General features: G+C 60.6%; 12 protein-coding genes. 2 read left to right on the top strand and 10 right to left on the bottom strand.

All coding sequences use genetic code 11. The annotated features are described in order from the left end of the window. Positions 1-382: 382 nt before the first annotated feature. Entirely contained in the window at positions 383-865 is a 483-nt protein-coding gene (locus Q7L05_RS10360) for a low molecular weight protein-tyrosine-phosphatase (RefSeq protein ID WP_303905825.1), read from the bottom strand. Positions 866-921: 56 nt separating this feature from the next. On the opposite strand from Q7L05_RS10360, the gene Q7L05_RS10355 reads away from it, so the two are divergent. After that, positions 922-1,182, top strand: a complete 261-nt coding sequence (locus tag Q7L05_RS10355) for a hypothetical protein (protein ID WP_303905823.1) — start codon at positions 922-924, stop codon at positions 1,180-1,182. Here the strand turns inward: Q7L05_RS10355 and kdsB are convergent. The 7 genes from kdsB to Q7L05_RS10320 all read right to left on the bottom strand — a co-directional run bounded on the left by kdsB (position 1,168) and on the right by Q7L05_RS10320 (position 8,648). Next, positions 1,168-1,923 (bottom strand): 3-deoxy-manno-octulosonate cytidylyltransferase, encoded by a 756-nt coding sequence (kdsB, locus tag Q7L05_RS10350; protein ID WP_303905821.1) that lies wholly within the window; start codon positions 1,921-1,923, stop codon positions 1,168-1,170. The two genes, Q7L05_RS10355 and kdsB, sit on opposite strands and share 15 nt — an antisense overlap. Positions 1,924-2,185: 262 nt before the next feature. Further along, entirely contained in the window at positions 2,186-2,365 is a 180-nt protein-coding gene (locus Q7L05_RS10345; RefSeq protein ID WP_303905819.1) for a Trm112 family protein, read from the bottom strand. 2 nt (positions 2,366-2,367) lie between these two features. Continuing rightward, the gene (gene lpxK / locus Q7L05_RS10340) at positions 2,368-3,396 is read right to left on the bottom strand and encodes a tetraacyldisaccharide 4'-kinase (RefSeq protein ID WP_303905816.1); all 1,029 of its coding nucleotides are present in this window, start codon (positions 3,394-3,396) and stop codon (positions 2,368-2,370) included. Next, positions 3,362-5,113: a lipid A export permease/ATP-binding protein MsbA gene (gene msbA / locus Q7L05_RS10335; RefSeq protein WP_303905813.1), complete on the bottom strand. Its 1,752-nt coding sequence runs from the start codon at positions 5,111-5,113 to the stop codon at positions 3,362-3,364. The genes lpxK and msbA overlap by 35 nt, the downstream gene beginning before the upstream one ends. Before the next feature lie 2 nt (positions 5,114-5,115). Continuing rightward, a complete protein-coding gene (locus Q7L05_RS10330; RefSeq protein WP_303905811.1) occupies positions 5,116-5,538 on the bottom strand; it encodes an ExbD/TolR family protein in 423 nt (140 codons plus the stop codon). Continuing rightward, complete coding sequence (locus Q7L05_RS10325) at positions 5,535-6,167, bottom strand: MotA/TolQ/ExbB proton channel family protein (protein WP_303905809.1); 633 nt, start codon at positions 6,165-6,167, stop codon at positions 5,535-5,537. The genes Q7L05_RS10330 and Q7L05_RS10325 overlap by 4 nt, the downstream gene beginning before the upstream one ends. Before the next feature lie 213 nt (positions 6,168-6,380). Next, on the bottom strand, positions 6,381-8,648 hold the full coding sequence (locus tag Q7L05_RS10320) for a DNA internalization-related competence protein ComEC/Rec2 (protein ID WP_303905807.1): 2,268 nt from the start codon (positions 8,646-8,648) through the stop codon (positions 6,381-6,383). Between the two features lie 97 nt (positions 8,649-8,745). Between Q7L05_RS10320 and Q7L05_RS10315 the strand changes: the two genes are divergently transcribed. Continuing rightward, on the top strand, positions 8,746-9,279 hold the full coding sequence (locus tag Q7L05_RS10315) for a DUF2062 domain-containing protein (protein WP_303905804.1): 534 nt from the start codon (positions 8,746-8,748) through the stop codon (positions 9,277-9,279). A gap of 50 nt (positions 9,280-9,329) precedes the next feature. On the opposite strand, the gene lolD is transcribed toward Q7L05_RS10315, so the two are convergent. Continuing rightward, positions 9,330-10,028: a lipoprotein-releasing ABC transporter ATP-binding protein LolD gene (gene lolD, locus Q7L05_RS10310; RefSeq protein WP_303905802.1), complete on the bottom strand. Its 699-nt coding sequence runs from the start codon at positions 10,026-10,028 to the stop codon at positions 9,330-9,332. Next, positions 10,021-11,268: a lipoprotein-releasing ABC transporter permease subunit gene (locus Q7L05_RS10305; RefSeq protein ID WP_303905799.1), complete on the bottom strand. Its 1,248-nt coding sequence runs from the start codon at positions 11,266-11,268 to the stop codon at positions 10,021-10,023. The genes lolD and Q7L05_RS10305 overlap by 8 nt, the downstream gene beginning before the upstream one ends. Positions 11,269-11,387 lie beyond the last annotated feature (119 nt).

The following is an 11,387-nucleotide window of genomic DNA, read 5'->3' as shown; positions in this document are numbered from 1 at the left end:
CTCAGCCCAGGCCGGAGAGCGAAGCGAAGCCGCCTCAGCCCAGGCCGGAGAGCGAAGCAAAGCCACCTCAGCCCAGGCCGGAGAGCGAAGCGAAACCGTCTCAGCCCCGGCCGGATGCGGAGAAGCCCCCTGCGCCTCAGCGTGAATCGAAACCGGTGCACGACGAATCAGCGTCGGGAGCAAGCAGCAGTCGAGACAACGGTCCGTCTGAGCCCTCCTCTTCGACCAGCAGCGATAGTTCCGGTGAGCCCGGTCATCGCAAACCGCGCGAAGAAGTCACGCGTTCCGACAGTACTGATCCCGACAAAGCCGGATCGTAAGTAAAAAGGGAGCCGCGAGGCTCCCTTTTTGGGTGAACCGTGAGGGACATCGTCCAGCAGTGCTAACCCCCTATTCCATGGCGCTTACGGATATCCGCAAGCAATCCCCGGGCCGCGGCTTCGACCAAATCAAACACCCTTTCAAAACCACCCGGCCCTCCGTAATAGGGATCCGGCACCTCCGTTTCCTTCAGGTCCGGGCCGAACTCAAGGAACATCGAGAGCTTTTCCTCGGAGCCGGCGGGACAAATCTTCGCCAACATCCGGTAATTGCCCCGATCCATCGCCAGCACATAATCAAATTCGTCGAAGTCTTCAGCGCAGACCTTGCGCGCACGCTGCGTGCTGATATCGATACCCCGGCGCCGCGCCGTATCCTGCGAACGCGGATCCGGCTGCTCCCCAACGTGGTAGGCATGCGTCCCGGCCGAATCGACATAGACCTGTTCTGCCAACCCGTCCTGCTCAAGTAGGTGCTGAAACAGGCCATGGGCCACGGGAGAACGGCAGATATTGCCCATGCAAACGAATAAAACCTTGACCATTTCATAGCCTCCTCTAATACACTACAATTTTGCTGAACTATACGAGGCGTCACAACGTGCCGGAACTTGATTTCAGCATGGAACAGTTGCGGGGAATGATTGGTATCGAGGTGAAGCACCGCGGTATTCCCTGCCGGGTCATCGAGGTCCTCGATGACGGTCCCACTCTGGTTCTGCAGGATTTGAACCGACGGGATATGCAAACCGATCAGTACGGTGATCCGCGACGCCGCGTGCCGGCCACCTATACGGTTCCCGTGCTGGATACTGACTGCCGTTCCATTCACCCCGATTTCCTGGGGCTAGACCTCCAATAACTCCCGCACGCGGTTCAGATCCGCTTCGGTGTCGACACCCGGGCCAGGTTGCGAAATCGCCTCGGCAACGTGAATGCGGCCGCCGTGCCATAGGACACGCAGCTGCTCCAGTGACTCCATGCCCTCGATAGAACACGGGGGGAGATCCACATAACGCGACAGAAAGCCGGCACGATAAGCATATAAGCCCAGGTGGCGATAGTGTTCGGCAGTCGGCGGAAGCTCCTCGGTGGTCACGGCGAACGCCTCCCGGTCCCAGGGGATAACCGCGCGACTGAAATAGAGAGCGAACCCGCCTTTATCCATCACCACTTTGACAGTGTGGGGATCGAACAGCTCCGCTGCCGTATGGATCCGCGTTGCCAACGTGGCAATATCGGCGGTCGGAAAGCGCTCCAGGTCCTCCGCCACCTGCCGGATCAGATCGGCAGGCATCAGCGGCTCGTCTCCCTGCAGGTTTACGACGACCTCGCTGCTGTCGAGCGCCAACGCATCGATCGCCTCGGCGATGCGTTCGGTTCCGGAGCGGTGGTGAGCACCGGTCATCAATACCTCGCCCCCGAACCCCATCACTGTATCGGCGATGCGCTCGTCATCCGTGACCACCATGACCTGGGCAGCGCCGCTGGCAACCGCCCTTTCGTAGACGTGCTGAAGCATCGATCGCCCGGCGATGGGAAGCAGCGGCTTGCCCGGCAGGCGCTGGGATGCATATCGGGCAGGAATGAAGACGCGGAACATTTCAGCCCGAATATTTCATGGGTTCGCGCGATGACCGCTCCCGGGCATCCTGCCCTCGCGGCATTAGTGCGTCCTGCACGTCATCGCCAGGATATGGTTCGTACGACGGATTTTCCAAAGGAGCGGCGTATCGGTCAGATCTACGGACGGACCTGCCGGGGCGAAGCAGGATGTCCGTGCCGGGACTACGGCCGACTGAGGAAAGTTCATTATGTGGACCACAGGCCAGTGAGGACGTGCGTAATTTATGAGACATTCGGGCTCAGTACTCCTCTTCGGGCGACAGTTCCCTGGCCTCGTCTTCGAGCATCACCGGGATATCGTCCCGGATGGGATAGGCGAGCCGATCCGCCTTGCAGATCAGCTCCTGGCGCTCCTTTTCATATACGAGCGGCCCCTTGCACAGGGGGCAGACCAGGATATCGAGTAGTTTCCTGTCCACGGTCACCTCTTGTTATCGATTTGTTGTAGCAGCCCCGTTTCGAAAACGGAATCGAGCTCCGCCCTCACCGGGACCGACCACCAGTGGGGTTGTGCGAATAGGCGGCATTTGACCGCATCCTTTTCCGTCATCACCACCGGCCGATGGTCTCCGAATGCCAAGTCGGACGGCCCGTAGGGATAATGATCGGCAAACGGGTGAGGTGTCACCTCCATCCCGGCGCGTTTGAGCATAGCAAAAAAACGTTCGGGATGGCCGATGCCGGCCACGGCGTGCACACGCTTCCCCGTCCAATCCTTCAGAGGGCGTTCGCCCTCAGAGCCATCGATGCGATGCAATCTGCCGGGAACAAACGTCATGCACTGTTCGCGATCGCTCGCAGGTTCGCCGTTGACCACCACCCAATCCACTTTATCGAGCCGATTCGTCCGCTCCCGGAGTGGCCCGGCGGGAAGACAGTGCCCGTTGCCCGCGCGGCGTTCGCCATCCAGCACGGCGATCTCTACTGACCGGCCAAGACGATAGTGCTGAAGGCCGTCATCACTAATAATGGCATCCACGCCCTGCTGCACCAGTGCATCGGCGGCGGCCACCCTGTCCGGACCGGCCATGACCGGGCAGCCGGTGGTTCGGGCCAGCAGTACCGGTTCGTCCCCCACGCTCTGTGGGTCGCTCGCTCCGTTTACTGCCTGCGGCCACTGGCTGGCCCCCCCGCCATAGCCGCGGCTGACGATGCCCGGCCGGTAACCCGCTTCCCGCAACAGGACAGCCAAGCGTGCCACCAGGGGCGTTTTTCCGGTGCCCCCGACCGTGATATTGCCAACGACTATGACGGGGACGGCACATCGATGAACGCGCAGCAGGCCATACCCGTAAGCGAGTCGGCGCAGGGCCGATAGCCCGCAGAAAAGCCCTTCCAGAGGCAGCAAGGGCCAGAGGGCGGGAGCCAGCCGTCGACGGTACCAAAGCTCCTGCAGGCGCGCGCCGAAGCCTTCTTCAGTCCTGGAACTGCAGGTTGTAGAGGGCGGCATACCGGCCTTCCTTCTCCAGAAGTGCTTTGTGATGGCCGCTTTCGATGATCCGTCCGTTCTCCAGGACCACAATACGGTCGGCGTTTTCGATGGTCGAGAGGCGGTGCGCGATCACCAGCGTGGTGCGGTTCTTCATCAGGACCTCGAGGGCCGCCTGAATGTGCCGTTCCGACTCTGTATCCAGGGCCGAGGTGGCCTCGTCGAGGATCAGGATGGGGGCGTTTTTCAACAGAGCACGGGCGATGGCCAGGCGCTGGCGCTGGCCGCCGGAGAGCAGCACCCCGTTCTCCCCGACCATGGTATCCAGGCCTTGCGGCAGCTCCTTTATGAACTCCCAGGCATGCGCGGCTTTCGCCGCCTCGATGATCATTTCGCGGTCGGCGCCTTCCAGGCGACCATAGGCAATGTTGTTGCCGATGGTGTCGTTGAAAAGCGTAACGTGCTGACTGACCAGGGCCACCTGATCGCGCAAGGAGTCGAGACGAACATCGCGGATATCATGGCCGTCCAGTTCGATGCTGCCGCTGGTCGGGTCATAGAAGCGCGGCAGCAGACCGGCCAGAGTGGATTTTCCACTCCCGGAGCGTCCCACCAGGGCAACCGTCTCTCCCGGCGCAACATGCAGATCGATGCCCTGCAGTACCTCCGGCTTGTCTTCACCATAGCGGAAGGTAAGACCACGGTAGCTCACCTCCCCCTTCGCCCGCTCGAGGGTCACCTGCCCCCGATCGTTTTCACCCGGCCGGTCGATAAAGGAAAAAACGCTGTCTGCGGCTGCGATACCCCGCTGAAGCGTCGCGGTCACCTGCGTCAGGCGCTTCATGGGGGAGTGCATCATCATCATCGCCCCGACGAACGACATGAATGCGCCGACCGTCAGGGCATCAAGATCGGACAGGGCCATGTAGATCACCGCGGCGGTCGCGCTCGCTGCCACGAACTCCACCACCGGCACACTGGCCACCTGGGTACCCTGCAACTTCAGATTGAGGCGACGATTGTGCTCGTTGGCGTCTTCGAATCGCCGCTCTTCATAATCGTGCCCCCCGAAGGCCTTTACCTCCCGCTGCCCCTCGATGACTTCCTGGGCAATCTGCGTCACGTCCCCCATGGAGCCCTGAATACGGCGACTGTAGCGTCGGAAGCGGTCATTGATGATGTGAATAATCTTGGCAACCAGCGGCGCGCCGATCAGCAAAACCACCGCCAGGCGCCAGTTGATGTAAAACATCCAGCCAAGCAGGCCCACCACGGTAAGCGTATCGCGCACCAGTATGGTCACTGCATTGGTCGCCGCCATCGCGACCTGCTCGACGTCGTAAATCAGTTTCGAGACCAGACTGCCCGAGGGTGTGTTATCGAAAAATGCGACGGGCAGCTTCAGCAGGTGCCGGAAAATCTGTCCCCGTAGCGTGCTGATGACTTTACGGCCAATCCAGGCCATCAAATAGCCGGAGGAGAACGCAGCGGCGCCCCGAAACAGGAACAGAAGGATGATGACGATTGGGGTCCACAGGATAATCGTGGGATCGCGTTCGACGAAGCTCCCGTCGAGCATTGGCTTCATCAGCGCGACAAAGCCCGTTTCGGAGGCCGCAACCACGGCCATTCCCACGATGGCGACCAGGAAGCGCCCCCAGTAGGGGCGGACATAGCCGAGCAAACGGCGGTAGATGGCGGAGCCATTTGCAGCCGCAGCGGTACCGGGTGATGCCACGGTCACTGCTCCTCGGCCGGCTGTCGGGTAGCAAAGGTCATGTTGTAGAGGCCAACCTGTCGGGCCGCGTCCATGGCCGATATCACGGATTCATGCGTGGCCTTGCGGTCGGCGCTCAGGATCAGCTGGGGCTCTTCGGCATCACCTGCTGCCTTGCGCAGAGCACGCTTGAGCGTTTCGAGTTGAGTATTGATCAGCTCCTGACCATCGACATAATAGTGGCCCTCTGCATCAATCGTAACTTCGACTACCGCCTGCTCCGTCTCCTGCTGTTCGCCGGTGGCTTCCGGTAATTCGACACTGATTTCGCTCTTCCGCTCGAAGGTGGTGGAGACCATAAAAAAGATCAGTAGAAGAAAAACGACGTCGATCAACGGTGTCAGGTTGACCTCGGGCTCGCCTCGATTGGCGCGCTGGAACTTCATTCAGCGGAACCTTCCGTTTCGCTCGTCCGCTCGCCATGGATTACCTCAACGAGCTTGAGGGCCTCGTCTTCCATCTTCAGCACCAGGGCATCCACCCGCCCCCGGAAATAGCGGTAGAACATCAGGCTGGGAATCGCCACGGAGAGGCCGGTTGCAGTGGTGATGAGCGCCTCGGAGATCCCCCCGGCCAGTATGCCCGGATCGCCAATGCCATGGGCCGTAATGGCCGAAAAGACCTTAATCATGCCAATGACCGTGCCCAGCAGCCCCAGCAGGGGCGTGATGGAGGCAATGGTGCCGAGGGTATTGAGATAACGCTCCAGTTCGGAGACGACCTGTCGGCCCGTCTCCTCGATGCCCTCCTTCATCACGTCACGGTCGTGTCGGATATTCACCAAACCCGCAGCGAGTACCCGGCCCAGGGGGGAGCTGTCACGGATCTTGCGGAGTTGCAGATTGTCCAGTTGATCGTTGCGATAGAGTTGCCAGATCTGGGTCACCAGATGTTTGGGCGTGATCCGCTTTTGCTGAAGGGTCCAGAAGCGCTCACCGACGATCGCCGCCGCGACGACTGAACAGAGCAAAATAGGCAGCATTAACCAGCCGCCAGCCGTTACGATCTCCAACACGTCAGGAATTCCCCATAAGCTAAGGCACGTAGAAAACGCGCACAATTTACCAAACCCGGGCCCCCGGGCATAGGCCGGTGAAGCAGCCGCAGTAGCCACACCGGAGGATAAACCACGGGGAGCACAGGAGATACAGGGATTTATGCGGTTGCCCTACAAACCACTCCTGTCCCTCTCGGTTCAATCGGTATCCCGCCGGAACCCGAGAGCCCGCTATTGGTGCCAATAACGACGAGCATACTCCCGATAGCTCCGAACCCTCAGTGATTCGCCCCCCATTTCCACTAAAATCGGTCCGGATTGCCCGGTAATCAATGCCTTGGCACCATTTTCCCGATAGCGGTTCAGAACCGGTTCAGCGGGAAATCCCCACCGGTTACCGGCACCCGCCGGGAAAAACACCCATTCGGGCTGGACGGCTTCAATGAAGGCTGCACTTGAGGAGGTCGAACTACCGTGGTGGGGGGCGACGATCAGTTCGGCTCTCAGCGGCGCACCGGTATCGAGCAGACGCTCCTCTGTCGGCGTCTCGATATCCCCCGGCAGCAACAGCCGATGCCCGCCCGCCGTGACCCTCAGCACGCAGGAGGCGTTGTTTTCCGAGTCACCATCCTTGAAATCCGGATGCAGCACTTCGAAGCGGACGCCATCCCAATTCCAGGTCTCCCCCACCCGACAGGTTTGGGTCCCCGGTTCGAAGTCGGGCTGCAGAATCCTTCCAATTGAAAACGTCTCTTTCAAAGCGCTGAGACCGCCGACATGATCACCGTCGCCGTGGCTCAACACCAGCGTATCGACCCGTTGCCTGCCGATAGTTTGTAAGTAAGGCGTGACCACTGCTGAACCGGCATCGAAGGTGGCCGAAAAGCGCGGACCCGTGTCATAGACCAGGACGTGCTCTGCAGTCTGCACGACCGCCGACAGGCCTTGTCCGACATCAAGCAGCGCGAGCCGGGCCATGCCTTCCGGCAGGTCGGGCTGGCGAAACAACAACATCGGCAGTAGCCCCATGACTCCCAACCATCGTGCGGGAATGCCGCGAGGAGTCATTAGCCAGATAACCCCTCCGGCAGCCGGCAATAGCGTCCACAGCGCTACACTGCTCCCCACCGGTTCCGCCCCGGACAGGCTTTCCAGCAACGGCCATGGCTTCTCCAAAGCCAGGCGAGCCACCTCGAGCAGACCGGCTCCCGGTGTTTCCCAGAGGAGCAGCAGGAGCGCACCAGCCAGCGTCACCGGCACCACGACGAACCCGACCCATGGCACTGCCGCAAGGTTGGCCAGAGGCGAGATCAGCGATGCCGCATCAAAGGCGGCGATCAGCAGGGGGAGCAGGCCCAGCCCGACCAGGAACTGGACCCGAATCCAGGCCTTCCAGCCCTTCTCCCGGCGCAGCCGCCCGTGAAGTCCGAACAGAATTACCGCCACCGCGGCAAAGGACAACCAGAAACCAATGGAGAGGACAGCCAATGGGTCGATCAGCAGAACGGCCAGGAGTGCAGCGGAGAGGCCGAAGCCGGGGGTGATTTTGCGCCCGGCCGCAACGGCCCCCAAGGCCACGGCCGCCATAATGAGTGCGCGCTGGGTCGGTACCGAGAAGCCCGCGAGTCCTGCATAGCCAAGGGCCGCTGCACCCGCGAATACGGCAGCGGCCCGGGGCGCCGCGATGCGCGAACAGCACGATGCACAACGCGACCACATCAGCCGCGCCAGAAAATAGACCAGGCCCGCAACGAAACCGATATGCAGGCCGGAGATGGCCATCAGGTGGGTTGTACCGGTGGCGGCCAGCACCTGCCAGCGTTCCGAACCAATCTCTCGCCGGTCTCCCACTGCCAAGGCGAGGATCAGGTCGGTGCCGGGTTTATACTCAAGCGCTTCACCAACGGCTTTGGCGATGGTATTACGCCAGGCATCGAGCCCGCCCCCCACCGCTTGGCGCCGATTCTGATCCGAATCACGGACGTAGCCGGTGGCGCGGATACCGTTTTGAAACAGCCAGCGCTCATAATCGAAGCTGCCGGGGTTGAATAATCCACGGGGACGTTTTAGACGTATAAGCAGGCGCCAACGTTCACCGGGGATGATCTCCGGGTGGTTACGTCCATACCAACTCAACCGCAACCGCCCGGGGGGTATCACGGGCGTTCCGGCCGCTTCCATTCGATCCGGACTTAAGAGAAACCGGATCCGCCGTCCATCAGAGTCAGGAAGTTCTTCGACGGTCCCCCACACCATCAGGTTTTCACCTTCCAGTGACTCGGGCAAGGGATTGGACAGGACGGCACCAGCATGGAGCCAGGCCCATAGAAAACCGGCACTCACGGCGATAACCGCTGTCAGGTGTTTGCGGGAGCGCAGGAAACCACGGGCGATCAATGGCGCACCGGCGACCAGTGGCAGCCAGTGCCCACTCGGCAACTCGGCGAATAGCTGCAATAAAGCCACGCCGAGCAAAAATGTAATCGTCCCTGAAGGCATCGTTTCCAGAAGCCTGTGAAATCGTGGATAATAACGGGTTACCGTGAGAAACGGGAACCGTCAGTACAACTCGCCACTCAACTCGCGCAGTGTAGGCATGCCGAAGCGTCTCATTAAACACTACATGCCGGATCAGGAAACCCTCCGGAAGCACCGGCATCTCAAGGTATTCGGCACTCTGCACCACAACCCGAACCTTTGGCACCTGAACCGCCGTTCGGCTTCGGGGGCTTTTGCGGTCGGGCTTTTCATGGCCTTCGTGCCTGTGCCTTTTCAGATGCTGCTTGCCGCCGGCGGAGCGATCCTGGCGCGGGTGAATCTGCCGCTTTCGGTGCTTCTGGTCTGGATCACCAATCCCGTGACCATGCCGCCGATCTTTTTCGGCGCCTACCGGTTAGGCACATGGCTTATGGGTGCACGCGAAAGGGATGTGAATTTTTCGCTTTCGCCGGATTGGTTGGTGTACGAGATGGGGGTAATCTGGCAGCCGTTTCTGCTCGGCTGTTTCATTCTTGGAACCCTGAGCGCAGCCGTTGGCTTCGGCATTATTCGCGGACTCTGGCGACTCCGACTGGTTCGTCATCACCACCACAGGAAGCAGGACCGCGCCGCCCGGGAGACGACGCGGTAAGGCGAATTAGCGCGTCATCCGCCGTATCCTGACCCGGCCACCGCGCCTCCTCAGCCCCGACCGTTGTCTACCAATACACCGTCTTTCATGCGCAGGACGCGATCCATGCGCCCCGCCAGCTGTTCATCATGGGTGACCACCACAAAACTGGTCCGAAACTCGCGATTCAACTCCAGCATCAGTTCGTAGACCTGACCGGCGGTATGAACATCGAGATTTCCAGTCGGTTCGTCGGCAAGGACGCACCGGGGGCGCGTCACCAAGGCCCTGGCGATGGCGGCTCGCTGGCGTTCGCCACCCGAGAGTTCTCCGGGTTTATGGAGGATTCTCGGGCCCAGTCCGACCCGCTCGAGTACCGCTGTCGCCTGTTTACGGGCCTCATCCGGTGCTACCCGGCGAATAAGCAGGGGCATGGCGACGTTTTCCAGGGCGCTGAATTCCGGCAATAAATGGTGAAACTGGTAGACAAAGCCCAATGCCCGATTACGCAGGCGGCCCCGCTCCGCCTCGCCCAGGGCGCTCATTTCGTGGCCGTCGACCCAGACGTGGCCCTCGGTGGGGGCCTCCAAACCGCCCAAAAGGTGTAGCAGCGTGCTTTTCCCCGAGCCCGAGGTACCCACGACGGCGATTCGCTCGCCTTCCGCCACTTCGACGTCAACCCCCCGAAGCACTTCGACTACCGCCGGCCCCTGACGGAACGTCTTGCAGAGATTGCGGCAACCCAGTACGGCATTCGCAGCTTCACTCATAACGCAGTGCCTCCGCCGGTTGGGTGCGCGACGCCCGCCACGCCGGATAGAGCGTGGCGACCACGCTGAGCAGGAAGGCGATCACGGTTATGTTCACCACATCACTCCCATGGAGTTCCGACGGCAAATCGCTGATGTAGTACACATCGGCAGGCAGAAACTGGATGCTGAATAGCTGCTCGATGGCCGGCACGATATTTTCCACATTGAGAGCCAGTGTCACCCCACCGATGAGCCCCAACAGGGTTCCGACGAACCCGATCAGCGTCCCCTGCACCATAAATACGCCCATGATGCTCTTTGGCGTGGCGCCCAGGGTGCGCAGGATGGCAATATCCGTCTGTTTATCGGTGACCACCATCACCAGGGTCGAAACGATATTGAACGCGGCCACTGCGACGATTAGCAGCAGAATGACGAACATCACCATCTTTTCCGTCTGGATGGCACGGAAGAAATTCGAGTGGTACTGGGTCCAGTCCCGGACCTGGTAGACGCCACTCATCTCACCCGCCAGTTCCCGGCTGATATAAGGAGCTCGGAACAGGTCATCGACCTTCAGCCGCACCCCGGTTACCCCCTCATCCATACGAAACAGCCGTTGGGCATCCTGCATATGGATCAGCCCCAGGGCGCTGTCGAATTCATACATGCCGACCCGGAAGATGCCCACCACAGTAAAACGCTTCAGGCGTGGCAGCATCCCGGCGGGGCTGACATTTGCGGAGGGAGACACCAGAGTAACCTTGTCGCCCTGCAGTACACCCAGGATGCGCGCCAGATCGGAACCCAGGATGATGCCGAACTCCCCCGGCTCCAGTGAGGAAAGCGTGCCGCTGACCATGCTTTCGGCGACTTTTGACACCTCTTTCTCGGCATCGGGCAGCACACCGCGAATGAGACTGCCGTTCACCTGTTGGCCATGGATCAGCATCCCCTCCTTCTGGATATAGGGTGCAGCCCCGAGGACCTTCGGATGCCGGCTCACAGATTCCTCCACCGTTTGCCAGTCATCAAGCGTTCCGCCATAGGCACTGATGGTGGCATGGGCCGCCATACCGAGCATGCGCTCACGCAACTCGGTCTCGAAACCGTTCATCACCGAAAGCACGGTGATCAATGCCGTTACGCCGAGCGCAATCCCCAACATCGAAGTGGCGGAGATAAACGAAATAAAGTGGTTTCGGCGCTTGGCGCGGGTGTACCGCAGGCCGATGAAGAGTTCGAGAGGTCGATACATGGGGCGCTATTAGACCATAGGTAAAGGGGGAAACGTAGGGGTGGATTAGCAAGGGCTAGGAGCCTGTCGGACTTGACCGATCGTAGCGAGGGAAAGCCGGTTTTAGACAGATTTTTCGA

Source organism: Thiohalomonas denitrificans, from assembly GCF_016841685.1.
Taxonomy (GTDB): Bacteria; Pseudomonadota; Gammaproteobacteria; order Thiohalomonadales; family Thiohalomonadaceae; genus Thiohalomonas; species Thiohalomonas denitrificans_A.
Note: the sequence above shows the minus strand (reverse complement) of the source record. Positions and strands in the feature narration are given on the sequence as shown.